26 protein-coding genes and 1 pseudogene are annotated in these 26,575 nt (G+C 41.4%); 7 read left to right on the plus strand and 20 right to left on the minus strand.

The window, feature by feature from the left end:
• Positions 1–138: 138 nt before the first annotated feature.
• Positions 139–729, plus strand: a complete 591-nt coding sequence (locus HWQ23_RS24440; protein ID WP_292834015.1) for a Crp/Fnr family transcriptional regulator — start codon at positions 139–141, stop codon at positions 727–729.
• 113 nt (positions 730–842) lie between these two features.
• Here the strand turns inward: HWQ23_RS24440 and HWQ23_RS24445 are convergent, their stop codons facing one another.
• Positions 843–1,487, minus strand: a complete 645-nt coding sequence (locus HWQ23_RS24445; protein ID WP_292834018.1) for an NIL domain-containing protein — start codon at positions 1,485–1,487, stop codon at positions 843–845.
• Positions 1,487–1,645 carry a hypothetical protein gene (locus tag HWQ23_RS24450; RefSeq protein WP_292834020.1) on the minus strand — a complete coding sequence of 53 codons (159 nt, stop codon included), beginning with the start codon at positions 1,643–1,645 and terminating at the stop codon, positions 1,487–1,489. The genes HWQ23_RS24445 and HWQ23_RS24450 overlap by 1 nt, the downstream gene beginning before the upstream one ends.
• Positions 1,646–2,258: 613 nt before the next feature.
• Between HWQ23_RS24450 and HWQ23_RS24455 the strand changes: the two genes are divergently transcribed.
• Positions 2,259–3,770: a hypothetical protein gene (locus tag HWQ23_RS24455; RefSeq protein ID WP_292834023.1), complete on the plus strand. Its 1,512-nt coding sequence runs from the start codon at positions 2,259–2,261 to the stop codon at positions 3,768–3,770.
• A gap of 156 nt (positions 3,771–3,926) precedes the next feature.
• Here the strand turns inward: HWQ23_RS24455 and HWQ23_RS24460 are convergent, their stop codons facing one another.
• The 7 genes from HWQ23_RS24460 to HWQ23_RS24490 all read right to left on the minus strand — a co-directional run bounded on the left by HWQ23_RS24460 (position 3,927) and on the right by HWQ23_RS24490 (position 12,043).
• On the minus strand, positions 3,927–4,193 hold the full coding sequence (locus HWQ23_RS24460) for an NIL domain-containing protein (RefSeq protein WP_118168346.1): 267 nt from the start codon (positions 4,191–4,193) through the stop codon (positions 3,927–3,929).
• Between the two features lie 146 nt (positions 4,194–4,339).
• Positions 4,340–5,215, minus strand: a complete 876-nt coding sequence (cysW, locus tag HWQ23_RS24465; protein WP_292834026.1) for a sulfate ABC transporter permease subunit CysW — start codon at positions 5,213–5,215, stop codon at positions 4,340–4,342.
• Positions 5,202–6,062: a sulfate ABC transporter permease subunit CysT gene (gene cysT, locus HWQ23_RS24470; protein ID WP_292834029.1), complete on the minus strand. Its 861-nt coding sequence runs from the start codon at positions 6,060–6,062 to the stop codon at positions 5,202–5,204. The genes cysW and cysT overlap by 14 nt, the downstream gene beginning before the upstream one ends.
• Positions 6,063–6,155: 93 nt before the next feature.
• On the minus strand, positions 6,156–7,337 hold the full coding sequence (locus HWQ23_RS24475) for a sulfate ABC transporter substrate-binding protein (protein ID WP_292834032.1): 1,182 nt from the start codon (positions 7,335–7,337) through the stop codon (positions 6,156–6,158).
• A gap of 294 nt (positions 7,338–7,631) precedes the next feature.
• Positions 7,632–8,396 (minus strand): sulfite exporter TauE/SafE family protein, encoded by a 765-nt coding sequence (locus tag HWQ23_RS24480; protein ID WP_292834034.1) that lies wholly within the window; start codon positions 8,394–8,396, stop codon positions 7,632–7,634.
• A gap of 614 nt (positions 8,397–9,010) precedes the next feature.
• The gene (locus HWQ23_RS24485) at positions 9,011–9,790 is read right to left on the minus strand and encodes a class II glutamine amidotransferase (protein ID WP_292834037.1); all 780 of its coding nucleotides are present in this window, start codon (positions 9,788–9,790) and stop codon (positions 9,011–9,013) included.
• A gap of 525 nt (positions 9,791–10,315) precedes the next feature.
• The gene (locus tag HWQ23_RS24490) at positions 10,316–12,043 is read right to left on the minus strand and encodes an Rqc2 family fibronectin-binding protein (protein WP_292834234.1); all 1,728 of its coding nucleotides are present in this window, start codon (positions 12,041–12,043) and stop codon (positions 10,316–10,318) included.
• A 135-nt stretch (positions 12,044–12,178) separates the two neighbouring features.
• Between HWQ23_RS24490 and HWQ23_RS24495 the strand changes: the two genes are divergently transcribed.
• Complete coding sequence (locus HWQ23_RS24495; protein WP_292834040.1) at positions 12,179–12,670, plus strand: DUF1499 domain-containing protein; 492 nt, start codon at positions 12,179–12,181, stop codon at positions 12,668–12,670.
• Positions 12,671–12,763: 93 nt separating this feature from the next.
• Here HWQ23_RS24495 and HWQ23_RS24500 read toward each other — a convergent pair whose 3' ends face one another.
• Positions 12,764–13,261 carry a hypothetical protein gene (locus tag HWQ23_RS24500; RefSeq protein WP_292834043.1) on the minus strand — a complete coding sequence of 166 codons (498 nt, stop codon included), beginning with the start codon at positions 13,259–13,261 and terminating at the stop codon, positions 12,764–12,766.
• 521 nt (positions 13,262–13,782) lie between these two features.
• Positions 13,783–14,277: a hypothetical protein gene (locus tag HWQ23_RS24505; RefSeq protein WP_292834046.1), complete on the minus strand. Its 495-nt coding sequence runs from the start codon at positions 14,275–14,277 to the stop codon at positions 13,783–13,785.
• A 595-nt stretch (positions 14,278–14,872) separates the two neighbouring features.
• On the opposite strand from HWQ23_RS24505, the gene HWQ23_RS33730 reads away from it, so the two are divergent.
• Positions 14,873–15,061 (plus strand): hypothetical protein, encoded by a 189-nt coding sequence (locus tag HWQ23_RS33730; RefSeq protein WP_472850461.1) that lies wholly within the window; start codon positions 14,873–14,875, stop codon positions 15,059–15,061.
• Between the two features lie 65 nt (positions 15,062–15,126).
• Entirely contained in the window at positions 15,127–16,284 is a 1,158-nt protein-coding gene (locus HWQ23_RS24515; RefSeq protein ID WP_292834048.1) for an FAD-dependent oxidoreductase, read from the plus strand.
• 83 nt (positions 16,285–16,367) lie between these two features.
• Here the strand turns inward: HWQ23_RS24515 and HWQ23_RS24520 are convergent, their stop codons facing one another.
• Entirely contained in the window at positions 16,368–17,645 is a 1,278-nt protein-coding gene (locus HWQ23_RS24520) for a glycosyltransferase family 4 protein (RefSeq protein WP_292834050.1), read from the minus strand.
• A 611-nt stretch (positions 17,646–18,256) separates the two neighbouring features.
• Here HWQ23_RS24520 and psaK point away from each other — a divergent pair.
• Positions 18,257–18,517, plus strand: a complete 261-nt coding sequence (gene psaK / locus HWQ23_RS24525) for a photosystem I reaction center subunit PsaK (RefSeq protein WP_292834053.1) — start codon at positions 18,257–18,259, stop codon at positions 18,515–18,517.
• 217 nt (positions 18,518–18,734) lie between these two features.
• Here the strand turns inward: psaK and HWQ23_RS24530 are convergent, their stop codons facing one another.
• The 8 genes and pseudogenes from HWQ23_RS24530 to HWQ23_RS24565 form a co-directional block, all read right to left on the minus strand.
• Positions 18,735–19,010: a hypothetical protein gene (locus tag HWQ23_RS24530; RefSeq protein ID WP_292834056.1), complete on the minus strand. Its 276-nt coding sequence runs from the start codon at positions 19,008–19,010 to the stop codon at positions 18,735–18,737.
• Between the two features lie 347 nt (positions 19,011–19,357).
• Positions 19,358–20,098 carry a DUF3891 family protein gene (locus tag HWQ23_RS24535; RefSeq protein ID WP_292834059.1) on the minus strand — a complete coding sequence of 247 codons (741 nt, stop codon included), beginning with the start codon at positions 20,096–20,098 and terminating at the stop codon, positions 19,358–19,360.
• Between the two features lie 322 nt (positions 20,099–20,420).
• Positions 20,421–21,113, minus strand: coding sequence for a manganese catalase family protein (locus HWQ23_RS24540; protein ID WP_292834061.1), 693 nt, complete (start codon positions 21,111–21,113; stop codon positions 20,421–20,423).
• A gap of 172 nt (positions 21,114–21,285) precedes the next feature.
• Positions 21,286–21,585: pseudogene (locus HWQ23_RS24545) on the minus strand (GlsB/YeaQ/YmgE family stress response membrane protein).
• Between the two features lie 589 nt (positions 21,586–22,174).
• On the minus strand, positions 22,175–23,557 hold the full coding sequence (gene hemN / locus HWQ23_RS24550) for an oxygen-independent coproporphyrinogen III oxidase (RefSeq protein WP_292834064.1): 1,383 nt from the start codon (positions 23,555–23,557) through the stop codon (positions 22,175–22,177).
• 79 nt (positions 23,558–23,636) lie between these two features.
• Positions 23,637–24,353 (minus strand): biliverdin-producing heme oxygenase, encoded by a 717-nt coding sequence (locus HWQ23_RS24555; RefSeq protein WP_292834067.1) that lies wholly within the window; start codon positions 24,351–24,353, stop codon positions 23,637–23,639.
• Between the two features lie 262 nt (positions 24,354–24,615).
• Positions 24,616–24,984 (minus strand): DUF5615 family PIN-like protein, encoded by a 369-nt coding sequence (locus HWQ23_RS24560; protein WP_292834070.1) that lies wholly within the window; start codon positions 24,982–24,984, stop codon positions 24,616–24,618.
• A complete protein-coding gene (locus tag HWQ23_RS24565; protein WP_472850463.1) occupies positions 24,968–25,243 on the minus strand; it encodes a DUF433 domain-containing protein in 276 nt (91 codons plus the stop codon). The genes HWQ23_RS24560 and HWQ23_RS24565 overlap by 17 nt, the downstream gene beginning before the upstream one ends.
• A 150-nt stretch (positions 25,244–25,393) precedes the next feature.
• On the opposite strand from HWQ23_RS24565, the gene acsF reads away from it, so the two are divergent.
• Positions 25,394–26,470, plus strand: a complete 1,077-nt coding sequence (gene acsF, locus HWQ23_RS24570; protein ID WP_292834073.1) for a magnesium-protoporphyrin IX monomethyl ester (oxidative) cyclase — start codon at positions 25,394–25,396, stop codon at positions 26,468–26,470.
• The last annotated feature ends 105 nt before the right edge of the window (positions 26,471–26,575 follow it).

The following is a 26,575-nucleotide window of genomic DNA, read 5'->3' on the forward strand; positions in this document are numbered from 1 at the left end:
ACTCCCCACTCCCCACTCCCCACTCCCCACTCCCCACTCCCCACTCCCCACTCCCCTCTTTAAAATACCCATAGCCTCTTAGAACCTGATATAAATATAATACTACGGTTAATTTATCGGAGAATAGTGTTATATAATATGGTGTCTTTGTACACAAGCTTATCTAGCTCAATCAGTAATAATACTAAGCAAATTTTTGCCCGTAGGTCATTTTTGCCAGAGCATAAAAACGGTCTTTGGAAGATTGAAACGGGTTTTGTCAGGACTTTTACCTATCTGGAAGATGGTACAACCGTCGCTCTGGGATTGTGGGGCCCTGGAGATATCGTTGGTAAGGCTTTGTCAAAATTAGAACCTTATCAGATGGAATGCCTAACTAAAGTGGAAGCGACAGTCTTACCCTTAGAGGAATGGACTCAACTAACAGAAACTCTACTTGCCCATATCCAACAGGCTCAAGAATTGATGATTATTCGTAGCCATAAAAAAGTGGATACTATGCTTATCAAGCTGTTGGCATGGTTATCCAAAAAGTTTGGTTCGGAAGTTGAGAAGGGACGTTTAATAGATATGCGTCTGACTCATGAAGACTTGGCGGAAATGCTCGGTTCAACTCGTGTGACTATCACTCGTGTTCTTGGGCAGTTTGAGCAAGAGGGCTTGATTAATCGTCTCTCCCTGCATCGAATTGTGCTGCGAGAAGAAGAAATTTGGTACTACGAAATTTAAATTATTTCAGCAAAACTAGCGATCGCCCTCAGCATAATTCATAATTACCCTACTAATAACTTTGATGGCTCAAAAAATTATGAATTATGAATTATGAATTATGAATTATTTGGCTAGCGATCGCTATAAACGCTAAACAAATCCAGCCAAATCGGTAGCCCCAGTTTTTCTAAATAACTCAGGCTAGAGTAGAGTTGCTTTGTTCTCCCCCACAAATCCAAGTCAAACCAGCCGTCATCTTGCGTATCGGGTTGAAGCCTAGCACTGGTGATATTGACTGTTAGTCCATAACGAGAAACTAACTCCGAAATCACCGGTTCTTCATAATAAGTTTTTAAGATGCACAGTTGCAAGCGCAATCGATTGGTTTGACCGAGAGAAACCCATTGCTGGAATTCTTCTTGCCATTGATTTGTCAGCGATGCAGAGCCTTTGGAACTCAGTTTGCTAGCTGGATTTGGGAAAGTTAGAGAGTGCTGGTTGGGTTGAATGTGGTTAGCGATCGCTAGTTGCAGCAAATTCACTCCCAATCCTTGCAAGTAAGATAGGCTATTTGTCAGTTTTTCGGGATTTCCTGAAAGTTGCAAATCAAACCAGCCGTCGCTGTCACTGTCTGATGTCAGGGATGCAGCTTTGATATTGACGGTTAAACCATAACGAGACACCAGTCGGGAAATTACAGGTTGCCCGTGATACCTCTGAGGCACGAGAATTCGGCTGTGGACTGAAGCAGGTTCTACAGATTTTGTGGCAGACATCAGATTAATTCCCAATAGCGATGCCGTTCGCGGAGCGTCTCCAAGAGTTGGCGGGCTGCGCCTACGCAATTTTTGAGTTCGGCAGAGAATCTTGCTGATCCCGTGCCTCCAGAACTCAACTGTACCTGGTTGGATATCAGCCTCATAGAGATTTTCATCTTTTTGGCTCTTATTAAACTACGGTAACTATATCGATTTAATGGACTTAGTTGTTATGTAAAGCAAATTACCACAAAGGCTGCAAAAAAACAATTGGCAAATTAACCTAAATTATGCTTAGGCGATCGCCTAATACGGTTCGGATAAGGTTTTTTGATGATACGCCGCTAATCGCAAAGACGCGATAAATCGCCGTCTTTACAATAATCAGTCCTTTGTAGAGACGGCGATTTATCGCGTCTCTTGCCTTAACCGAACCGTATTGCTAGTGGGCATACTGCAAGTATCAAGTAAATAGCATTGAAATAGGGAAAAGAGTATGTTGACAAGATTTTGAAAAACTAATTTCTATCGCTTATTAAGAACTGTCTAGCACCTTGATACGTGAAATAACTGCAAGCAAGCCTTAAAGCATAAAAGTACACCATAATTATATCGCGCTATACGGTAGTTATCAGGGTTTAAAACCCTGCGATTAATCCTTCATAACCATTGCTGGGTTTGATTTATAGCCGACGAAGCCCACTCATATCACAAAATCGAGTTTAGGTTTACTGTGTTAGAATAATATTCAGTATAAAATAATGGCTTAAGTTTGGATTATAAAATTTAATGATTAGTATTACTAAATTAAATAGAATTGACTTTCTAATTTTGATTGTGATTGTGATAATTGGTCTTATACATTTACCTTTTCCATTTGACGGAGATCAAGCATTTTTTAGGCTAGGTGCTTTGGAAATGCAACAAGGAAAGGTACTCTATCGTGATTTTTGGGATGTGAAGCAACCAGGGATTTTTTACTTTTATTTTTTGGCGGGAACTTTATTTGGTTTTAATGAGATTGGCATCCATGTTTTTGAACTTATTTACATGGTGTTTTTTTCGATAATATTGTTGCTGACTCTCAAAAGCTATTTTCGGCATCAGATAATCGCAAGTCTAGTACCTTTGTTAACGGTTGGCGTTTACTATACTGTTTCAGGGGCTTGGCATCTTACTCAAGTGGAAGCACTGGTTGGTTTTCCTTTATTCATTTGTCTTTGGCTGACTTATCAATCTTTTAAATATGAAGGGAAGCAAAGATTTTTTCTAATTTTACTGTCAGGCTTTATTGGTGGAATTCTCATCATATTTAAATTAATATTGTTGCTAATATTACTTTCTTTTTGGCTAACTCTCCTGATATATTCTCTAGTAATAAAACGGCAGACAATTCAAAAACTTTTTGTAGAAATCTGTCTTCCAATTTTTATAGGTATTATATTTCCTATTCTATTTGTTGTTAGCTACTTTGCCTGGTTTAATAGTTTATCAATTTTGTATCAGACATTCTTTTTAGATCCACCTCGGATTCTTGCGAACTCACGATTTGATCCAAATGAGTTTTTTTTCGGAATCAAATGGTTCTTAAATAGTTTTTACCCTCTACTTTTAGTGGCTATTGTTGGGGTAGATGTATCATTGCGGAAGTCGAAGAATATATTGACTTTGCTACTTGTTGTTTGGTGTATTTTTGGTTGGGGTGTTATTGTTCTACAACGTGGGGCATTCTGGGAGTACCATTATTTACTATTATTTGTACCTGTAGGTATTTTAGCAACTAAAGGATTAGATGTATTATGGCAGCCTTTAAAAGAATTGAGTTCTCCGCTTACTACAATTTTGCTCATATTTTTATTTATGTTCCCTTTCTCGTACACTATTACAAAAAAGAGTGTTTTTCTGGTTAATAACAATTTTGCTTTAGCTGAAAATACACGATTGAAATATCAGACTATTTTTAGACCAAAATATCCATCTCTTCGTTCAGAGGCTAACTTTATCTCTCAACCAGGAAGTCTTCCTGGTGAGATTTATGTAGCTGGTGATCCATCTATTTACTACTTCTCTGGTCGGACTCAGGCAACATCACTGCGTGGTTGGGCACTTGAATATTTTCTACCTGAGCAATGGACAGAACTTCTACAGCAGTTAGATTCATCAAAGCCTCCTTATATCTTTATTGATTATATTCAGCAGCCTACCATTAAAGAAAAGTTTCCCAAAATGCTGGAATTTATTGAGCAAAGATACCGTATTTTACATCAAAATAATAACGGTATTTGGTATATCCTTTTGTAGACGACCCACTAGTACCGCAAGGCGGAATTCGTAATGGGCTACGCCCCGCTACGCTAACGTAATTACCTGTTGGCAAGGGTTTCAGACATTTGAACCAAAATCTTCAATAGTGGCGCACAGCTAGCTGTGCGCCACTAGAATGTGTTGCTATAACCTTTACCAATCGCTTGCTTTAGTGTCATCCCAGACTTCCAACTCCAAGTCGCGAAGATAGGTTAACCCGCTCTGAATTTGTGCATCTGTTCCTTGTAGTTCAAGGTCAAACCAACCATCACCGACAGCATTGGCTCCCAAAATTGCTGCGGTGATATTTACAGTCAGTCCATAGTCAGACACCAGGCGAGAAATCACAGGTTCCTGGTGATAATCCTTGGGAATTCTGAGGCGAATCCGTTTATTGGTAAGTGTATTGTCAGTAGCCATATCTGAATTATTTCAATCCCTGATCGGGATTGGTACAGAACTGTCCTTAACCCTAATGGTAATTTCCTGATAGGTACTAGGTAGATCGTACCATGTCCCATGATTTGCTTGTATCCTATTCAAAGGATAACTATAATCGCTTGATTCTATTCAACATCTTTAATGCTGGTTTTACGTTCCACAATCTCCTTCAGCACTAAGGTTACTACTGCTAGCAGCGCCAACAGTACAGCCGCAGAAAAAGCAGCCTCGGTTTCATACTGTTTGTAAGCATCTTCTACAAACAGTGGTAGGCTCTGGGTTTGGTCAGCAATGTTGCCAGACACCACCGAAACTGCGCCGAATTCACCCATTGCTCTGGCATTGGTCAAAATTAAACCGTACAGTAAGCCCCAACGGATACTGGGCAGGGTGACGCGCAAAAATATCTGCCAATCTTTCGCACCTAGAGTTCTAGCAGCTTCTTCTTGATCCTTACCAAATTCCTCTAAAACAGGAATCACTTCTCGTGCCACAAACGGCATACTTACAAATGCTGTAGCTAGCACCATACCTGGAAAGGCAAAGACAATCTTGATATCATGGGCTTGGAGCCAAGGGCCAAACCAGCCATTTCGACCGTACAGGAGTACAATCATCAATCCTGCGACTACGGGCGAAATCGAAAAGGGTAGGTCAATTATGCTCAAAACTACGGCGCGTCCGGGAAATTTGTGGCGAGCGATCGCCCAAGCTGCACATAGCCCAAATACTGTATTTACAGGCAGAGAAATCAAAGCTAACCATAGCGTCAGCCAAGCTGCATGGAGAAAAGCTGGCCGCGTCAGGTTGGATAGAAATGGCCCAACTCCTTTGCTGAAGGCTTGGACAAAAACGTTGATTGCAGGGATGTATTGAACCAGAGCTAAATAGGCGATCGCTATACCAATTAAAACTATTGGCACCCAACTCTTCTGCTCTTTAGGCTTGGCTGTATCTGTATCAGATGCAGATGAGTGAAAACTTGGCTTATCTACTGTCATATCGCCTTGCCCATGCTTGTAAGAAATTAATTGCCAACAGCAGTACCAAGGAAATTGATAGTAAAACTATACCAATTACTGTTGCACCAGAATAGTCATACTGCTCTAAGCGCTGGAAAATCAGCACAGGTGCAATCAAATCTTGGAATGGCGTATTGGAAGAAATAATCACAGTCGAACCATACTCTCCAACTGCACGGGAGAAACCCAAAGCAACACCAGTTAAAATTGTCGGAAATAAAGGCGGCAAAATCACTTTCCAGAAGGTCTGCCATTGAGAAGCACCTAGACACCAGGCGGCTTCTTCAATTTCACGTTCCATTTCCTGAAGCACAGGTTGCACAGTCCTCACGATAAAAGGTAGTGAGATAAATATCATTGCCACCGCTACTCCCGTGCGTGTAAAAGCTACCTTAATTCCCAGTGGTGCTAGTAGCGAACCTATCCAGCCATTATCGCTGTAAACTGTTGCCAGGGTTAACCCGGCTACCGAAGTTGGCAGTGCAAAGGGTAAATCTACTGTGGCATCAATCAAGCGTTTTAAGGGAAAGTCGTAGCGAACCAGAACCCAAGCAATCAGAGTGCCAAATACGCCATTGAGTAAGGCAGCAAATATGGCTGTAAAAAAAGTGACGTTATATGTAGCTAATGCAATATCACTGGTTGCGATCGCCCAAAATCTCGCCGGAGTTTCCGTACTCGCTTTCAGGAACATGGCAATTATGGGTATAAATAACATCACCGTCAGGTATCCTATGGTGATTCGCCAAGTCCAGGGAACGCGCCCCAATTTCTTCCAGAACGGTGTTTTACGTTCCACTTGCACAGAAGGAGATACAGTCGTCATAGTCAAAAATTCAAAATTTAAAATTCAAAAAAAGTTTTTTATCAATGGTCGATTGTTTTTTCTACTAGCTACCGACCATTGATTAATGACTAATTACCGTTTCTTTTGGGCTTGAATCTTATCAAACAGTCCCCCATCTGCGAAGAACTTTTTATCAATTGCTTCCCAACCGCCGAAGTCTGCAACTGTACCCAAACTTTTCACCTTGGGAAATTTGTCTGTGACTTCTTTAGTTTGAGCTAAAGTTTCATCCACAGGTCGAAATCCGAATTTGACAAACTCTTGCTGTGCTGAGGGGCTATAGAGGTATTTGACAAAACCTTCAGCAACTTCGCGGGTTCCGTGCTTGTCAACGTTTTTATCTACCACAGCGATCGGATTGTCGATGGATATATTCACATCGGGAACGACATACTCAACCTTTTGGCCTTTTTGTTGTGCCAAGATAATTTCATTTTCATAGTTGATCAAGGCATCCCCCTGACCCTGCTTGGCAAATGTGTCTGTGGCTTCCCGCGCATCCTTGGTCAGGATTGGCACATTATTGTAAACCTTGGTCACAAATTCAGTAGCTTTAGCCTCATCTCCACCAGTTTTAATCACGGAGTTCCAAAGCGCCAGGAAATTCCACCTAGCAATACCTGATGTCTTGGGGTCAGCAGTAATCAGTTTTATACCACCTTTTGCCAAATCTTCCCAAGTCTTGATTCCTTTAGGATTACCTGGACGAGTTACTAATGCTGCCACAGTTTTAGAGACAATACCATTATTGGGAACTTCTTTCTCCCATCCTGACTGAATCAATCCAGCTTTCTCAATCTTAGAAGTGTCTCCAGACAATGCCAAGTGAACAACATCTGCTTCCAAACCATCGATAACGGCGCGAGTTTGGGAACCAGATCCGCCATAGCTTTGCTTGAAGACGACAGTTTGATTATGATCTTTCTTCCACTGTTCTACAAACTTAGGAATGATCGCTTCGTGAGCCGCTTTGGTAACTGCAAACGACACAAGAGTTAATTCAACATTTTCCTTGGTTGCAGAAACAGGATTAGCAGTAGGCGTTTGTGTGGAAGAATTATTCTGACTTCCACCAGAGCAGGCGGCAAGCGCTACACTCAATACTGTACCGACTAAAAAGAGTGATACAAAGCCTTTGAGCGAACTTAGTCTGAACCGATACGTTCTATTGAAGGCGTAGCCCGCCAACTCTTGGAGACGCTCCGCGAACGGCATCGCTTGTAACCTTTTCAGTAGGAGTTGCCACAAATTCATTCTATTTTCTCCACTAAATCTACAAATAATTGATGGGAATACAGTTATATAGTGTTTATCATACTGGATGATTCCATCTATCTAGTTGCAAACACCAAAAAACCTCACATTCTTTATCAAGAATATGGTGATTCTACCAGTTCTGTGAGAAATTAGAAATACTTTACTTCCAACTATCAAGTTGCGTAGGCGCAGCTCGCCGTAGGCATCGCAATCAGCTAGCTTATGTATCAAGCAAATTGCTAGGGAATAGCTAATTTTTTGAGGATAGTTTATTCTAGCGATGGGCTTCGCTCAATGCAGTGCAACAAAATCAAGTAACGTCTTGAGTGCAAGGGCAATTACTGTTGTGAGGAATATACGCCGCAACCAGATGTTGCTTAGTCTAAGGGCAACCCGCGAGCCGACGATTCCACCGATAAACATAGTAATACTCAGAATAATACCTAGTTTGTAATCAACTATTCCCTGTATAAAGAAAATAATGGTGGCAATCAGCGAAGAAAAAATATTGATAAACTTTGTGTTTGCTACCGCCTGAACAAACGTCATCTTAAATAGACTGACATAAGCTGCTGTGAGCATGGTGACATAGCCACCACTAAAGAAACCACCATAAATACCAAGCACAAAAGTTGCCACATATCCACCAATTTCTGCTATTCGTGATCGACTCTTTATTCTGGAAACGATTCCAGCATTCCGATTGCTGATTGAAAACACGGCAACCACAATCATCAAAATCGAGATAATCAAAGGCATCGATTTTGAAGGTACAACTAAAACAAGAAATGCACCGATAATTGAGCCTAAAAGCGTTAAGAAAATCATTATTGGTAAGCGACTGTGGTCAATTGCTTTTTTACCAATAAAAGGCAATGTACCACCAACACTCATAAAGGTTAATGCCAGCATATTGGTCGCAAGAGCAGTACGCGGTTCAATACTCAATTGCAACATTACAGGAACGGTAATTAAAGAAGTGCTGCCTGTAATGACACTTATGACACTTGTTATAAAGAAAATTGCAATGAGGAATACTAATTGAGTAGTAGTCATTAGATATTTTATCTTTATGTTGTTAGTAATACATTTTTTGCAAGTATGCTTACAATAGCTAAAAAATACTGTAGCTCTTGTAAAACAAGAGCTACAGCATTTTTAAACTATATTAATCTAGATATAATTCAGTGTAAAGCTATAGATTTTATACCAAGAAAAGCGGTATTTTTTATATAAATTGGTAACAACTAAGTTGGGAGAGAGTTGTATAAATTGGTAAATTACAACAGTGAAATACATCTGTTATAGAGAATATTCCTCATGCGTGTTAACTGAAGCTGAAACCCTTTTCAAACCTCGTTTCCAGGTCTAAGAAGGAAATGCTTGTTTTTGCGGTTCTGCCGCGAGGAAGTAAGGCAGAGCCTTACAGAGGGCATTCCTAGTCAGAGACTAGGAACGAGGCAATATATTAAAACTTTTTTGCTTACTAGCTTTTACCTGAAGTTGACACGTATGAGTATTACTGTGTCCCTAAATAGCGTGTCTATTTACCTGAAAATTGACTGTAAATTACTGAATATGAAAAGCATGAAAAACAAAACCCATCTAGAAAGTATCTAAATGGGAAAAATATCTGGTTAATTTTTGAATTCGCTAACAGAATCAGATTCTTAAGTGAATGCATATTTCAGAGGCAATCCGTCCTGAAAAACTAGTAATTCTCCCGGTTGGATTTGTGTCCAAATTTCGTTGTCAGTGAGGGGAGTGGTAGCAATCACAGCGACGCGATCGCGTTCAGTAGTCACTTCCCGAAAATCTACGGTCATGTCTTGATCAATTAAATGGGCAGCTGCAAACGGCGCTTGACGAACTATGTAGCTGAGTTTAGTTGAGCAATAAGCAAAAAAGTGTTTTCCATCTGATAATAAGTAATTAAATATACCTAACTTCGCAATTATATCAGTAATTTCTTGCAGCACATGGTACAGTTCTTTTATGTCAGGCTTACCCTCAGGAAAGCGCGATCGCAATGTTTCTAGCATCATACAGAATGCTTTTTCGCTATCGGTGTCACCTACGGCTTGATAAAAGCCCAAATTCTCCGGTTCAAAATTTGGCAAATTACCATTATGGGCAAACACCCAATACTGACCCCATAATTCTCTGCGGAAAGGATGGCAGTTGTGTAGGGCAACTTCACCCTGAGTCGCTTTGCGGATATGAGCTATGACATGGGTTGAGTGGATGGGATAACTCCGCACGAACTCCGCTACTGGAGAAGCAACAGAAGGTTGGGCATCTAAAAACATTCGACATCCCTTTCCTTCAAAGAAAGCAATGCCCCAACCGTCGCTATGATCATCCGTTTTTCCTCCGCGTGCAGAAAACCCTTCAAAAGAAAAGCAAATATCCGTTGGAACATTGCAGTTCATTCCGAGCAATTGGCACATAATTAGGCCATAACAATAGTGTCAGCTATTAAGAAGATTATTCATACTATTAGCATACTATCTTAGAGCTTTTTGTAAGTTAAAAACGTATTTAACCTTACATTTTTCCTTAGCTCAAAATTACTATTGATGTACCAAGGGCATACATCCCATCTTTACAGCAAAAGTTCTCTAACGGATAGTCCAACAACTTTGACTATATAGGAATTTAAATACAAAAAGACCAGCCTCCCACAGCTGGTCTGGAAAATCTTTTTTTGCGTTGTCTTCTCAAGAGAGTTAAAACCCAATTGCGCGTTCCCAAAATGCAACGGGCAACTTTTCTTAACAATATTGTAACAGTCAACACAGATTTTTCGTGAAACTTCATCAAAAAATATCCGAACAAAGCTTAAAAGCTTCTATCCATCAGGATAATTCAGCAAATCGCAGGGTAGAAAAGGGGGAGAGTAGAGGAGCAGGGGGGATGAGCGGGATGAGCGGGATGAGGGGACAAGAAGAATAACCATGCTCAATGACTAATGACTAATGACTAATGACCATTTGTGGTTTTCCCCAGAGGATGCTCTCCTGCTTGTAAATGGCAATTCCCGGTTTTGCTCCTTTGGGTTTGTAGACATGTTTTAGCTGAGTGTAAACTACTGGTACTTGATCACTTTGACGGGCACGACTGTAGTAAGCGGCAAGATTGGCTACAAATTGCAAATCAGCTTCTTCTGCAACAGCACCCGGTTCTAGACGTAGTAGCACATGGCTGCCTGGAATTTCTTGAGCGTGGAACCAGAGGTGATAATCGCCAGCTACACGAAAGGTCAATTGGTCATTCTGGCGATTGTTGCGACCGATTAATACTTCAAAGCCACCGGGGGTAAGATAACGATGAAAGTTGGTGCTGGGGGCTTCATTGGCGCTGCTCTTGCGGTATTCTGGATCTTCTAGATACTTTTGCCCAATCAACTCTTCGCGGATTTCTTCTAAAGCTCGCAAATCTTCTGCTGTTTGATAATTGTCTATCTGAATGATCGTAGCTTCTACTTGCTCTAAATACTCAATTTCTGTCTGCACTGACAACAATAGCGGTTCCACGGCAGCACGAGCGCGTTTGAGCTTTTGGTGCTGTTTGTAAAGACTTTGGGCATTTTGGACGGCATTTTTATCTGGTTGGAGAGCGATCGCAACTGGCAAATTTGTATCAAAATCAGCAAGGATAATTTCCTTCATCCCCGGTTCCCAATTTTGCAGGTGAGCCATCAATAAATCAGCTTTTTGTCGATACTCATCAGCTTGATCTGATTGCTGCAAGCGCGTCTTAAAGGTTTGAGCTTTATTACGTAATTTCACCAGAATATTATGCAATTTCTGACTCAACTGATGGCGCAATTGGGAAAATAACTGTTCGTTGATCTGGTTACTGTAGTAGCGGTTAAGCAACTCCTGGATATTTTTGACGTTTTCAACTGCACCCCAACCGATTACGGTGTAGCCATCTTTTGTCCAAGCGGGTTGAAATTTACTGGAATCCAAGGCTTGCAGCCATTCTTGCCAACGCTCAAATAGCCGTTGCCAATCGTTAGGGTTAAGGCTATCGGTGGATGTTTCTGGTGCGATATTTGCTTCTAGCAGCATTAACTCCAGCAGCGCTGCACTCAAACCACTATAACTTTTCAGCAATTGCCGCTTGATTGCTCCTGGCACTAAACTTACTCGTTCTTGCCAACGTTCTTGGGATTCGCTGAAACTGGGGACAGTTCCAGTCAGTTTCGGTGGTGTTTCATAAGGTTGTCCGGTTTGGATGGGGCGGACACTAGATTGTTGCTGACTGACTTGATGGGCTGCGGTGATAATTATATTGCTCGCGTCGGTGAGGATGACGTTGCTATATTTGCCCATGATTTCTGCATAGACATGATACAGGGCGATTTCTCCGGGACGACGGGCAAATTGCAAATCAATAACACGCTCCCAAGGGGCGATCGCTTCAATTCCTACTAGTGCCAAACCACCCAATTGGTGTATCAGTTGTTGGCTAAAGGTGAAGGTATCTGGCGATCGCGGTGGTGGATCGCCGATACAAATATGTGCAGCTTGGGGATGCCAAGAAATCTGTAGCCAATCCCGTTGTTTCAGGGTGCGTAATGCTATGGCAATAGTGTAGCGATCGCGCTGATAAACCTGTTCTGTCCGCGAGGGCAGCCAGTTAGCGCGGATTTCGCTACAAGTAGCTGTAAGTGTGGTGAAGTCAACTGGTTGCATAGCCATTCGCGTTCAAAGGTCGATGCTCAGTATAGTTCCAAATCACATAGTCAAGTATAGTCAGACGTTTGTGAAATTGGATTTAAGAGGATGTATAAAGGAAGTGCTATTTAAAAGAAGAGGCGTAAATTTATCATGTCCCGTCTGCTAAGTGCGATCGCACAACGACTCCTACTGAGTATCACTTTTGCAATACTCCTAAGTTTGATTAGTAGTTTCATACTGACTGGGGCTACTTGGGCTGCCTCTTCTGGTTTGGGAGTTGATAATGGCCATCTGAGTTCTTGTCCCGCTTCAAACAACTGTGTTGTCAGTCAAAATGCTGATGACAAACACGCTATCGACCCGATTCCCTATCATGTAGACCACAATGCAGCCAGAGAAATCTTACTAAAAGTTCTCACTGTTGTTCCCCGCACAGAAATTGTAGAACAGACTGCTAATTACATCCATGCTCTATCTTTAAGCCGCATCTTCAAATTTGTTGATGATGTAGAGTTTTATTTACCTCCCAATGAGTCAGTAATTCATCTGCGTTCGGCATCTCGCGTGGGAGAGTCGGATCTTGGTGTTAATCGCAGGCGTGTAGAACAAATTCGTTTGGCTCTACGCGATTTAAATATTTGATTAATACCAGTTGATAAAAAACATCCAACTACTTCTTATGGGTGGGCATCGTGCCCACTCCACAAGATTGGATAATTTATTTGTTGGAAATACCTAAAGAGAAATCCCAAGCATACTGTCCTGTAGAGGAACGCCAAGAAAGGCAATTTCCTCAACATTCAATACATTCAATGTGAACTGATCACGCTTAAAGGTGTAATTGTTGGAGGTGCCTGTAATAATGTAATCACTTTTGAGATCAGCCAGAATTAGCTTGTCCGATCCCAATCCACCATCGATCGTGGCATTACCGTAACCAACATCAAATATGTCGTCTCCATATCCACCTTTAATCAAGACATCGGCAATAGCGCCCCCTTGGTCTGAAACGGAATTACCGCTATCATCAATTCGACGGGCTTTGAAGTAATCGTTACTGTTTCCGCCATCAATCGTACCGCCTTGAATACCAATGCTGGTGCCATAGCCAGTAAGGATATCAGATCCTTCCCCTCCATCAATAATGCCATTAGTATTAAGAATACCTGTGCCTTGACTAATTGTGGCGAATAATAGTTTATAAGCAGTAGTTTTTAAACAATGGTTAGGCAATACCAGATCAAGTAAACGACTATTTATTAATGTTCGTCAAGCTAGTACCTGCTTACTTTACGTTGGACGCACAAGTTTTATGCAGAACCAGCCAATTTTTTATAAAAGTTAATAAAAAAATCCTGCCTGATAATTTGACAGTTCCGGCTCATAAGTTTTTCGCAGAGGACACCCTTTGTGTCAAATAAAAAATTAATTATTTGTCGTCGTTAACACATAACTGCCGCTGGCTTGATGCACCAGCCTAGATAAAGGATTAGCCCCAAAGGGCACACTGCATATAGCAGTTCTCAGTTGAGTGGAATACAGACCTAACAAGAACAGCCCCTTCCCTACTAGCGTTGGGGAGTAAGATTCAAAGCCTCTCTCCTTTTAGGAGAGAGGAATGGAAGTGAGGTCAAAGTGTATTGCATCCAAACGAAAACCGCTATAAGTCATTTTGGTCTGCCCTTGTTCCAAGGAATTCTGCGATAAATTCAGCTTCAGAAATCGCACACAAGTAAATACTTATGTCAATTAAATTACCATATCGATGAAACAGGTATTGGGCTGGCATATTCAAGCAATCGTTCCCATCCCCAGACCCATGCAGTTTTTACTAGGATCTCTTTACCGTTGCTGAATTTGATAAATTCTCTACCGTCCTCACAAAATACATCAACAACCAATTGATTCCGCACATCGCGTCCCCACATTTTTTCTGAGGCATTCCACCACCGTTGCCCAGGCTTATAGAACATCTCCCTTTCTAAATATTCATCACGCCATGCTTTAGGCTTCCAATTATCTTGTAACGCACGGATTAATAAGGCATTGGGGAAAATTTCTTTCTCGTGTTCACTCAACCACAGGGTATATTCAATTGCACTTCGCAAGGCATTCTCTAAATCATACGAACAATCTTCAAGTGCATCTTGGACTTCGGCATCTGCAAAATTAACGCCAATAGTTATCAGCGCTCCTTCATATTTATTAAATACCTCGTACTCAACCGATTCCTTTTCCCACAACCACATAGCCCACCCCTAACTATGTTGAACATATAATTAAAATTTACCATCAGTCAAGGCGGTTGATTGGAAGTCAAATTTACTGATGTCAAGTTTCTGATGAACCGCATTCTCTGTAGATCGACGAATTATTTGACTCAATTAGGGGGGGTTTGTCAGTCATTTAGATTTTGGGATTTTGTAAGTAGAAATTTCAAATATTAATCAAATTAGGGATATATAAGTTTTCTAATTTACCATCCCACTCTCTATTTTTCGTGATTAGTTTAGATACGTTGCTCAATAGACATCTCTGAAAACTGTATAAGTATCTTTGTGACTAACTTATGGGGTGCGATGCCTACGCCAGTCTAGTAGTCAGGCTAGTTTCTACAAGAGAATAAAGTTTTGAGATATAGCGGTTCCGACTCAGATGCGGTACAAGATTATATTCCGAGGTGTAGGGGCACGGCAGTGCCGTGCCCCTACGGGTGTATCTCACGTAAACGAGAACCGCTATATTTATGGTTAGTTTTTTCGTTTTTCAAAAAACTTACACAGGTTTTACGCACTAATTATCAGGAATTTTCTCAAAGCACTTCCCACTATTAAGAATAAAAACGTGATAGCGATCGCACCGCCATCCCACAGCTTTCGGCGTACTGCCTTAACCCAGATGAGTAACGCTGGCATACCACTGCGGGTAATTGAGCAAAACTTTATTCACATTAATCACTGCATTGCCCCATTTTTCCTGAGTCGGAACCCACTTTTTGGTATCGTATGTGATAATGCTCCTCGTTCAAATTAATCACTAAAGTCATGCTTTGGAACAAGGTTCACGGGATGATTGAAGTCAATTCGACCGATAATGTTTTGGATGTCGCTATCATTGGAGCCGGGCCAGGTGGACTCTGTGCCGCTCATGCTTTAGCACGACTTGGCTTCTCGATCGGGGTTTTTGAGCAAGCCCGCCTGTTGCGACCAATTGGTGCTGCGCTGGGGATGGGTGATACCGGCTATGCTGCCCTAGCAGAGATCGATGCCGAACTGGCGCAGCAGGTGCGGGTGTTGGGGGTGAATCCCAAACAGCAGATGTTGATGCGGCCAAATGGCGAGGTTCTTTTCGCTGATGAATCCCCGCTTGCCGGGACAAGCTTCACCTGGCTATGCTGGTATAACCTACAGACCTGTCTTTATAAAGCACTGCCCGCGACGGTATCACTTCATCTCAACCATACCCTCATCGGTTTCACTCGGAATTCAGTCCAGGGGCAAGAGCAATTGCGTTTGAAGTTCCGTCAACAGGAAGATGTCTGTGCCCGACTTCTAATTGGTGCCGACGGTTATAACTCTGCGGTGAGAACTATTACCGTTGCAGATGGTGCCCCTCTTTATACAGGAACCATGACCTGGAGGGGGATTGTGAAGCGGAAAAACTTGCCCCCACTTGCCGCTCCCTTCGTTGAATCTGCTGGATTTCAACTTGTGGTTGGAGAAAAAAAGAACTTCTGGATAATGGATGCTGGTACGGAATTGCTTGCCTGGGGTGGCACAGCCCTACGTTTGAATCACTCGAAAAGTTCATCACCGCTAGAGACAGTACTCCAAATATTTGAGCAATGGCCCCCTCTGGTTGAAACTGTGATTCGAGCCACTGAGCCTGAGGCGATCATCGAAACTGGTGTCTTCGACAGGGAACCAGTGCCGCAGTGGGGGGACTTGAGACGCGTTACCCTGCTGGGTGATGCGGCCCACCCGATGCGGCCATCGTTAGGATTGGGCACAACTATGGCCATACAGGATGTGGTAGCCTTGGCTAAGGTTCTAGCCGGTATTGATCTAGGTGATGAGGAACAACTCGGCGTTGCTCTACGTACTTACGAGCAGGAGAGGATTGCCATCTCGGCTCCGTTACAGCGCCAAGCCCGACAGTCAGGTGCTGATTCCCACGCTGAAGATCAGGCAGAGCGGCTCAAAGAAGGATTTTCAGCCGCGCTGGCAGTACGCAGGCGGGCATCCCAGAAGCACTAAAAGAGACGCAAATTTTGCGTCTCTACAGAAGTTATCGGTATGTAGATGATCGTTATCCGAACCGTATTCGGTTACTTGGAAGATTATTTAGCAAGTAATAATGAGGGTTCTTCGGCTGGTTGCTCCAACAGTTGAGTATAAAGTTCACTCAACTGAATTGCTACGCCATGCCAACTAAACTTGCTTTCGACACGCTTTCTGCCAGCTTTAGCCAATTCATCTCGCCACTCTGGATTTAAGATAATTCTGTCAATGGCAGACGCAAAAGCATCTACATCTTGTGCTGCTGCTAATAAACCAGTTTCTTCGTGAACCACAGTAAACTGAAGTCCGCCGACATCACTAGCTACAACTGGTGTACGGCTTGCCATCGCTTCGATCGCTACGAGTCCAAAGGGTTCGTAGTGACTGGGAACAACGCAAACATCAGCAGCTGCGTAATAAGTTGGCAGAATATCTTGACTCAGACGACCAGCAAAGATGGTAAAGTCGCTCATCCCCAATTCGTTGACGATTTGCTCAATGCGATCGCGTTCTATGCCGTCGCTGTTACCTGGAGTACTACCACCACCAATAATTAGCTGGAGATTGTTGGAGTCGCCTAGCGCAGACTCGTTTACTGCACGCACCAAGGTTTCTATACCTTTGCGTGGGTCAAAACGTCCTACATATAATACAACTTTCGCTTCTTTGTCAATACCCAATTCATGTCTGGCTGCTTCTCGTGCAATCGAACCAAAGCGCTGAATATCAGCACCGCAGGGAATGATGTCGATATTGCCTTTAGTGGAAACGAGCGATCGCATATGTTCCTTTTCTTGCGGACTTGTCGCCACAATTCGCTCTGCTATTTCCAACACATCTTTTTCCACTGCTAATCGCACACTTGCAATCAGGGGAATATTTTCTTTTTCTATGGTGTTGTACTTGACTGTTCCTAATGAGTGGTATGTGTGAACCTGTTTACTCTCTTGGATTTTCTTCAACTGCATCCCCACCCAACTAGAGAGCCAGTAGTTAGTATGAACTAACTGATATGTAATGTCATTTTTTACTTGAAATTTGAGCAAATTATCCACAAATTCTGGCAGATATTCAAAAATCTCATCTCGTGGCACAAATTCAAGGGGGCCAGCTTTTAAACGAATAGTTCGACAATTGTCCCTGTGTTGAACAATCAAGTCTTGCTCTAGACTTACCTTGCGGGTGAACATATCAACTTGCCATCCTAGCTGCGCTAGTGCTTCACCTACCTGGCGCACATAAACATTTTGTCCCCCAGCTTCTTCTTTCCCTATTTCAATCGCTGGGTCTCCGTGGACGGAAATCAAGGCGATACGTTTTTCGGTGGTAGAGTTCATAGTTTGTGTGTTGCTGATTTTAACAAAGTTTTAGGCTGTTCCAAGTTCGTATCTAGCACACTTCCCGGAATTGTTTAAAAACTTTGATTAATATTTATTTTAATTTAATATGTCTAATATTTTTATATCTTCTGCTAGAAGTATGCTTTTAAATTAAGTATTTGTATTTAATTTCTTTAGATATAAAAAATTCTTCTATTTATAATATTTCATACTTTTGATAGATGAAAATTATATTTTAATCTAATTGATACAAATATAATTCTTTATTTGATTTACTCTCACCGAGAGGCTCAGATTCCCGACTTATTGAAGAAGCCGGGGATCTTTTTGTTGGTAACTCCTGCACGGATTACTGTAGATGCATTGACGTGAATTCGACGAAGTTAGAGTTGGAGTTAAAGTATAATTTAAAACTAAAAAACCGCTTGGTTCCTAGATTTAAGTTCAAAGCAGTTACCACAGTCAACTCATCGCGTTGAATTCACGTTGTATTAAGTAGTAAGAATAAGTGTTAAATATTGATGCAAAATTGGGTACTTTCTGGAATTTGCTTCGGAAAGTTTCAGATTATGTTTTCAATACATTAATCAATTTCAGGAGCAAATCAGGTGTTTACTTCAACCTTACTCGCTGCTGCAACCACACCTCTGCAATGGAGTCCGACAGTTGGGCTGATTATAATTCTCGCTAATATCCTTGCCATTGCCTTTGGTAAATCTACCATCAAGTATCCCAATGCAGAACCAAAACTACCCTTAGGCAATTTCTTAGGTGATTTTGGTTTACCAGCCTTTTTAGCAAGTGCCGCCTTTGGTCATATCTTAGGTGTGGGCGCTGTCTTAGGGCTGCATAACCTGGGAAGAATTTAGCTTCTTACCCAAGTTAGCCTTTATTTGATGATTCTTTTGTCTCCAACTTTGAGCCAGAAAGTTAGTTCTCTGGCTCTTTTTTATCGTAAATTAAAGGGTTTAAGCCCTCAACTCTTGGAGACGCACTCGCGTTCGTCTACACGTAGCTTCAGTTTCAGTTGGGGTTTAAATAAGAGTCTGAAACTCTCTTTATCTTTTACTGGACTACCTCCCTAACTTAGAGGTTCCCTACATAACTTAGAGCTTCCCTACTAGAGGAGAAATGTCGAGTTATGGAGTATGATGGGGCACTTTCTGGACTTCCTTGATCATTTGGCCAAATTTTCAAGTAGTAATCCTTGTTATCATCGCTAGACCATAATTCATAATGGTATTTACCTTCTATCCCATTGCTTGTTAAGTAGTCAGCTAGTGCTGTATTTGATGTAGACAGAAAGCTAAATACAGTTAAAACAGGAATTACAGCTACTTTTAGGATCTGGATTAATTTCATAAATGCACAAAAAACTTATTTTTGAGATTTTGTTAAACATCTCATTTATTTATAGCTTCAGTATTTATATAAAAACATCTGTAATTATACCTTAATAAACTAAGTATGTAGCGGTTAGGAGAGGGCAACTAGGGCGTGTTCTCAAACTTGTTATATCCTGAAAAGCTTGCGAACAATCGACTCAAGCAATTTTGGGGTATTGCTAGCTGATATGAAAAAATTGCAGCAAATTATACAGCTATGCTAGCGATCGCACCAGAAAAAGTTGGCGCATCCATTCTTTTATGGTCGTAGTTTTAAAACACGCCCTAGTCCTAACCTTTGTCTTTTTTGCAGCTGTGTGTAATCTAACTCTTAACGAATGTCCACTCTAATACCTTGATGGGGGCTTCTTGTAGTGCTTGAGTTAATTCGGCGCTGCTCTCAAATTTTACCTGGGAGATATCGCAGGCTTCGACGTTGACTGTGAATTTATCCTCCTCGAAGGGCCAGGGTTTGACAACAACCAAGTTATCACTGCGCTGCATGATATCATAGCGCTGACCTTCAGGGCCTTTGCTAATTTCTAAAAACCGCTCATCGTCAGGTAATTCCTGCTGACAGAGAATCAGAGAAAGGCGATCGCACCATTGCATAAATGCATAGGCTGGATCAACTTCCTCCTTTTTGATGCCCAGTTCTTTGCGCCAACGTTGCTGATTTTGAAGTTGTTCATCCAAAAGTTTGTCTAGTTTGGAAGACTTACCCCGGCTGGACTCATTTAAACGGCTGATGTGCATGGAAATTAATAGAGCCACCCATCGTCCACGGTAAAGGGCATTCTTTGCCAGTTCAGCCAATTTATCGACACCGGCATCTATATCGGCATCTGAACTGAGGGTGAAGTCCTTTGGCGCACCCGCTTGGGTCAGAATATCTTCTTCCCACTCTTTTTCTAGGTCATCGTGATGGGAAATTGCAGCTATCGTTTCATATAACCTTGCTGGAGCATCTTTACGTCGCCATTGTCCAGCCAGTTGAGCTGCTAATAAAGCATGGGCACGATGATAAATGACTTCCCAACCATTTGGCGTAGCGTTGACAATCACAAAAAAAATCTCCTGATTCTGAGTTTTGATTTTGAGTCGAATTAATTGCTGAATTCAGAAACGTCGGGGTAGATAATGAAGGGGCGATCGCTCTGAATTTTTGAGTGTGGCTGAATATTTATAGCCATTCTCATTTGAGTGTAATACTCAAATACTTAGCTGAAATTCCCGACTTTTGTCATAAGTCGGGAATCTTTTTGTTCACTAGATGTAGCTAAACAATCCAACAATTGCTAAACAAGGTGGGCTATTTACCCACCGGATAATTGGGAGTTTTCAAGAATCTCCCAAAAATCTCTTTGCTTCAAATCAACCTATGGAATTAGGAGTGACTTTGTAGCGGATCAGCAATATATTTGAATGTTGGCTCAGAATTCCAAGGGCCACGCTCATCTTTACCATCACCGTTTGTAGATAGGTTGTAGTAAAGAGCAACAGTTTCATCTGGCTTAACATTACCAAAGAATGGATCAGTCAACTTACCTAGTGAATCTAGAGCTTTCATAAACATCTGGGTATGAGAAATTTCTCGTGTTAACAGATGGACTAAAGTCTCTTGGGTTCCTTTGTCAGTTGCCAACTTAATCAATTCTTCGTAAGTCTGACGAGCGCCAGCTTCTGCTGCAACGTTAGCTCTTAAATCACGCACTACATCTCCACCCTCATTCAAGTAAGCAGCAGTCCAAGCCTGACCTTGACTATCTAGAAAATGAGGCCCAATCCCTCGGACTGCAAACAGGGTACTCTTATAAGCCTCTGTTTGATCCACATTTTTAGTATGAGCTTCGATGAGTTTACCAACCATTTCTAAATGGCTGAATTCCTCGATCGCAATGTCTTGCAGCATGTCTCTAATGCCAGCATTTTCCACATGGAATGATTGAACCCAATATTGAAGTGCTGCACTAAGTTCTCCAGTCGCACCGCCAAACTGCTCTAAAAGTAACTGAGCAAAACGAGGGTTTGGTTCAGTAACCTTAACTGTATGAATAAGCTCTTTCTTGTGAAAAAACATAGATTTACACTTCCAAAAATTGTGATGTTACAGAAAGTATCAGCTATTTTATTGTCTCCCAGTATTTTTCCAGACAGAGCTAATTTGATATTTGATAGCTTCTTAATCTGGTGAACTAGAAGACTAATAAAATACAGTAGTTATGTCAGCGTTGATAACTGCCAATTAGCGATTAGGCATTGCTGTTTCTTCTGATTAATCCCCACAGAGAAATAGCAACAATTGCGCCAAGCACAGCCACTAAAATACCTGGAAGAGTTAAACCAGCGCCAGCCGCAGTAATTTCCAGAGTTGCTGTTGTAGAAAGGTAAACAGACTTTCACCGACCAAAGCACCAATGATACCTAAAATCATTGTGGAGAGAATTTCACCGCCTTGATAGCCAGTATAAATAGCTTTAGCGTAGGCGTAAGCCCGCCGTAGGTATCGCACCTGCCAAAAGTCCTAAAACTACCCAAGCAATAATACTCATAACTCCCTCAACAATCTCACTTGTATCTAAGTTATCAACTCTGATTCCAAATTGTTTCTACCAGATGGGATAAATGCTAAATCCAAAAGTTAGACAAAAAACTTTACATCAAGATGGGATTAAAATTGGCATTTCTAGCATAAATATGTTAACCAAAAGTTTTGCCAGATAAATCAGGAATTATTGAATACATAAGTCTGGATATTCTTTGCTATAGAGATAGATACTAATAAATTAATCAATCTATGTTTTTTATATCTATCTTAAGATGGAAAAATATGATCTAACTTTTTGGAGATGCGTTAAAGTAATTCGCAATTCCTAATGATGCTCTCTAGGAGAGGCTCCGCCAACGTGTAGCTTGCTTTTTTGCAGGAGTACGAATAATCGCTAACGTAATTCGTAATTATTTAAATCTCCTCAACCGTTATTTTCAAGGTAGATTAAGGGGATAATAAACTGTTCCACATTTAACTTGCATAATTATGGCGGGCTTTCCGGCCCACCCCACAAGAGTTTGATTTAACCCGATTATGCAATTTAGGCGTTTTTCAGCTTATCTATCTAGCAACTATTTGCAAAAGTGGTATCAAATGGCGCGAGAGAATTTTGTCTCTCGTGTTCTTGTATGACTATCAAATATAACGGCAATATTTCTGACTAGTAATCTACCGATGTCTGTAATCTGGATCTGATTTTTTGATAAACTGACTAGACCATCGGCTTCTAGTGGTTTTAACGCCTCTAGTTCCTCAGAAAAATATTCATCAAAATTGATATGATATTTGTTTTCAATGTCTTGTTTGTGAAGCTGAAAGTGAGACATAATACCCATGATCACATCCCGTCTGATGATGTCATTTTGAGTAAGTTTGATACCTTTACTAACAGGTAATGCACCTGCTGCAAGTGTCTGATAATAATCCTTTAATTCCTTGTGGTTTTGAGCATAAGCATCTTCTAGCATACTGATGGATGTAGCACCAAAACCAAATAGTTCTGCCTCAGCGTGGGTAGTGTAGCCCTGGAAATTGCGTTTAAGAGTGCCATTGCGTTGAGCGATCGCTAGTTCATCATTAGTTTTAGCAAAATGATCCATCCCAATAAATAGATATTGGTTATTCGTCAATTCTTCAATGGTCATTTTCAAAATCTCTAACTTTTCCTCTGCTGAGGGTAGCGCCTCTTGAGGAATATTTTTTTGTGTCGGTTTGAGCCACGGTATATAGGCAAAGTTAAAGACAACAATTCGGTCAGGGTCTAACTCAACAGTCTTTTTCAACGTTTCCCGAAATGTCTCGCGGGTTTGATAGGGTAAACCATAAATCAGGTCTACATTCACACTTTCAAACTTAGCTTCTTTAACCCAACTCATGACATCAAATAGCATTTCTTCTGGCTGAACACGATTAATAGCTACTTGAACTTGGCGATTAAAATCTTGAATGCCAAAACTAATACGGTTAAATCCTATCTCTCTGAGAAAGAAAATGTAGTTTTTATCGATATAGCGGGGATTAATCTCAATTGAGATTTCTGCTTGTGGATCGATGTTGAAATAGCGATTGATGTTTTTCCATAAAACTTCTACTTGGTCAAGTTCCAAGTAATTAGGAGTACCACCTCCCCAGTGGATTTGCAGCACTTTTCTGTCTGGATCGATTAAAGCTGCGGTGTTTTTGATGTCTTGAACCAAAGACTCCACGTAAGGTTTAGCAATATTCTTGTTGTTAGAAATTACCGTATTACAGCCGCAGAAGTAGCAAGCACTTTGACAAAAGGGGATGTGGAAATATAAACTCATAGGAGTTTTGCGTTGATTTGAGGCTGCGATCGCATCCTTAAAATCAGTTTCGGTGAATGTTTCGCTTAACTCTGTAGCGGGCGGGTAACTGGTGTATCTGGGTGCGCGAGTGTCGTACTTTTGAATCAGATCCAGATCAAACTTGACGCCAGGTAATAGAAAAACCATTGAGTTGCTTTCCAATGAATTTATGGGGGGAGTGGGGAGTGGGGAGTGAGGGGGATGAGGGAGATGACAAATGACAAAATTAATCAGCCACTGCTACTTCAGTACTACCTGAATTTTGAGAACGAGTTAGGCTATTAAAGAGAACTTGACCGAGTGCTTTAATTAAACTTCCCTCTAACTCCTGAGCCATCTGTAAATTGAACCCAAAGGCATTATTAGCTTCTACAACAATCCGTTCTGCTGTTATATCATCAATGGGTAATGCATTTAATGCCTGACGATACTTATCCTTAAATGCCTTTTTGTCAGGAATTTGCTCAAAATTGTAAAAGGACGTGCCTTCGTAGCCAGAAAGCTTCAGGGCTGACTGAGCAACTTTTTGTAGCATTTGACCCCCAGAAAGATCGCCCATGTAGCGAGTGTAGGCATGACCTAGCAATAAGGCTGGTTCACTAGCAGAAATTTCCCGAATGCGGTCAATGTACTTTTGGGCAGCAGATGAGGGTGTAACTTGCTCTCTCCAATTATCCCCATAATAGAACACCATGTCTTTTTCGAGCGAGGATTGGCGATTAAGTTCCAGAAAGTAAACTGCACTAATCACAGGATGGTCTATATGGCTCTCTAATGCTGCTTCTAGTTCGCTGTACACGTAATATAAGTTGCTTAAGAACTTGGCAAAGCAGTCTCTATCCACAACTCCTTTGAGAAAACATTTCATGAATGCCACATTTTCTGCTGATGTGTGGGCTTGTTGAGTTCCAGAGCGCAGTTTGATGGCGAGATTGCTACTCATTGTTACTTCCTTCATGTTCAAGCGCAAGGTTTCTGGGCAGTCACCGACTCAGGGTGTCTGCCAGGGCCAGCTCAAAGATTGTTATTCTAGGTTTAGAGAGGATCTGCATCACTTTATCCAACAAGTACCACTGCCGATGCAAATCCCAGCTATTTTTATTTCTCCTAAGATTATTTAACTATTTATATTTGTATAACGATTAAGTTATTAATATTTATTTATTGTTTGACGAGCCATGAGTCTGAATACACAATTTCTATTTCTAACCAGTACCAAGGTTCAAAGCTGTAACTTCGCCTGCATCGTTAATTAACGTCACAGAGCCAGGAACTAAAGATTGCAGTAAACCGTTAATGTGAATAATTAATGGTAGTAGGTAATCTGGGCGCGTACTCTTTGCATCCAGCACTACAACCTGTAACGTAAGACACTTCAAATTTTGTTGATATGGCAAGTTCTTATCTGCTGTAACGAAAATATCAAAAGGATGCGCCTCTGCCAATGCTAAAAGCTCTCGGTCTTTCACACCGCGCCAGCCCATATCCTCCACATTTTGCACCAAGTGTCCTGCATCCACAAGTGGTTTCTTGAGTTTCTTGCTCAACAGATTCTCATCAAGTAGAATCAGCACCAGCAGTTCGCTCCTGAACCAGCATTGCTTTTGCAATCACTTCCAAAACTAGCAATACCTGAGCCTGCAAATGTGGGAAATCTTCTAAGAATTCGGCCAAGCCTGCTTCACCTTCGAGATAGTCGAAAAAGGTTTGCAATGGAACTCTCGTTCCGACAAAGACTGGAGTTCCGCTCATTATCTCTGGATCAGAGTGAATAATTCGTCGGTCACGTAAAATCTTTTGAATATCCATCGTCAAGGTATTTGCATCTAGCAAAAGTAATGATGTGTCATTAGTTATGCACAAAGTTTAGCTTAGGCAGTAAGCTTATTTCTCACAATTTACTTTCAATAATTTAACTGATGTCCTCAATAGTCTATTTATGGTTATATAACTTTTGAGGCATAAATAAATAAAAGGATTCTTATGGTTAAGTCTCTGGAAACCTCCCAATCTGAGTTGCTGAAACCAGGTGTAAAAGCACCTGTTCAGGAAACATTATTAACACCCCGGTTTTACACCACTGACTTTGAAGCTGCGGCGCAGTTGGATATTTCGACGCAGGAAGCGGAGTTACTGGCGATTGTAGAGGAGTTACGAGCAGACTATAACCGCGATCATTTTGTACGTGATGAAGAATTTAAGCAGTGTTGGGATCACATTGATGGGGAAACACGCGTTGCCTTTATTGACTTTTTGGAACGTTCCTGCACTTCCGAGTTTTCGGGATTTCTGCTGTTCAAAGAATTATCGCGTCGTCTGAAAAACCGCAATCCCATTCTGGCAGAAGCATTTAATTTTATGGCACGCGATGAAGCACGCCATGCGGGATTTTTGAATAAGTCAATGGCAGATTTTAATCTTTCCCTTGACTTAAGTTATTTAACCAAAAATCGCACTTATACCTTCTTTCCGCCAGAGTGGATTATTTACACAGTCTACCTATCTGAGAAAATTGGCTACTGGCGCTATATTTTGGTGTATCGGCACATGGAAAAACATCCAGAACATCAAATTTATCCTCTGTTCCGCAAGTTTGAGAGTTGGTGTCAGGATGAAAATCGACATGGAGATTTTTTCAAAGCGCTGCTGCGATCGCAACCTCAATTATGGAACAATTGGAGAGCTAGATTGTGGGTGCGTTTCTTTTTGCTGACTGTTTTTGCGACTCACACCTTGACAGTATTTGAACGCGCCACGTTTTATCAATCCATTGGGATAGATCCGCGCGAATATAATACTAAAGTCATTGAAGAGACGAATAACACTGCCGCCCGCGCATTTCCCCTGATTTTAAATACAAATCACCCAGAGTTTTTCCGGCGGTTGGAAAAGTGTTCTGACCTTAATCTGAAAATAGCAGAGATTAACAACAGCGATCGCTCACCAGTTGTCAAATTCTGCCAAAAATTACCCTTGATAGCCTCCATCGTTGGGCATCTATTGCAGACTTACCTAATCAAACCCGTTGATGCTGAATCATTGAGAGGGACAGTTCATTAGACATAGGCGTGAACAAGAATGTAGAGACGTAGCAGTGCTACGTCTCTACAAGGGTTTTGAATTACGCATATTTAATTTCCAAAGTGCTTTTCGTCCACACAGGAA

Source organism: Nostoc sp. JL33 (genome assembly GCF_017114985.1).
Lineage (GTDB): Bacteria > Cyanobacteriota > Cyanobacteriia > Cyanobacteriales > Nostocaceae > Nostoc.

What these genes read in the sequence shown, in the direction of transcription:
- HWQ23_RS24475 (WP_292834032.1), bottom strand. Translation starts at nt 7,337, where the DNA reads ATGAATTTGTGGCAACTCCTACTGAAAAGGTTACAAGCGATGCCGTTC.
- HWQ23_RS24530 (WP_292834056.1), bottom strand. Translation starts at nt 19,010, where the DNA reads ATGAAATTAATCCAGATCCTAAAAGTAGCTGTAATTCCTGTTTTAACT.
- HWQ23_RS24540 (WP_292834061.1), bottom strand. Translation starts at nt 21,113, where the DNA reads ATGTTTTTTCACAAGAAAGAGCTTATTCATACAGTTAAGGTTACTGAA.
- HWQ23_RS24445 (WP_292834018.1), bottom strand. Translation starts at nt 1,487, where the DNA reads ATGTCTGCCACAAAATCTGTAGAACCTGCTTCAGTCCACAGCCGAATT.
- cysT (WP_292834029.1), bottom strand. Translation starts at nt 6,062, where the DNA reads ATGACGACTGTATCTCCTTCTGTGCAAGTGGAACGTAAAACACCGTTC.
- HWQ23_RS24495 (WP_292834040.1), top strand. Translation starts at nt 12,179, where the DNA reads ATGTCCCGTCTGCTAAGTGCGATCGCACAACGACTCCTACTGAGTATC.
- HWQ23_RS24555 (WP_292834067.1), bottom strand. Translation starts at nt 24,353, where the DNA reads ATGAGTAGCAATCTCGCCATCAAACTGCGCTCTGGAACTCAACAAGCC.
- HWQ23_RS24480 (WP_292834034.1), bottom strand. Translation starts at nt 8,396, where the DNA reads ATGACTACTACTCAATTAGTATTCCTCATTGCAATTTTCTTTATAACA.
- cysW (WP_292834026.1), bottom strand. Translation starts at nt 5,215, where the DNA reads ATGACAGTAGATAAGCCAAGTTTTCACTCATCTGCATCTGATACAGAT.
- hemN (WP_292834064.1), bottom strand. Translation starts at nt 23,557, where the DNA reads ATGGTTTTTCTATTACCTGGCGTCAAGTTTGATCTGGATCTGATTCAA.
- HWQ23_RS24520 (WP_292834050.1), bottom strand. Translation starts at nt 17,645, where the DNA reads ATGAACTCTACCACCGAAAAACGTATCGCCTTGATTTCCGTCCACGGA.
- HWQ23_RS24450 (WP_292834020.1), bottom strand. Translation starts at nt 1,645, where the DNA reads ATGAAAATCTCTATGAGGCTGATATCCAACCAGGTACAGTTGAGTTCT.
- HWQ23_RS24460 (WP_118168346.1), bottom strand. Translation starts at nt 4,193, where the DNA reads ATGGCTACTGACAATACACTTACCAATAAACGGATTCGCCTCAGAATT.
- HWQ23_RS24490 (WP_292834234.1), bottom strand. Translation starts at nt 12,043, where the DNA reads ATGCAACCAGTTGACTTCACCACACTTACAGCTACTTGTAGCGAAATC.
- HWQ23_RS24505 (WP_292834046.1), bottom strand. Translation starts at nt 14,277, where the DNA reads ATGTGGTTGTGGGAAAAGGAATCGGTTGAGTACGAGGTATTTAATAAA.
- HWQ23_RS24455 (WP_292834023.1), top strand. Translation starts at nt 2,259, where the DNA reads ATGATTAGTATTACTAAATTAAATAGAATTGACTTTCTAATTTTGATT.
- HWQ23_RS24440 (WP_292834015.1), top strand. Translation starts at nt 139, where the DNA reads ATGGTGTCTTTGTACACAAGCTTATCTAGCTCAATCAGTAATAATACT.
- HWQ23_RS24485 (WP_292834037.1), bottom strand. Translation starts at nt 9,790, where the DNA reads ATGTGCCAATTGCTCGGAATGAACTGCAATGTTCCAACGGATATTTGC.
- acsF (WP_292834073.1), top strand. Translation starts at nt 25,394, where the DNA reads ATGGTTAAGTCTCTGGAAACCTCCCAATCTGAGTTGCTGAAACCAGGT.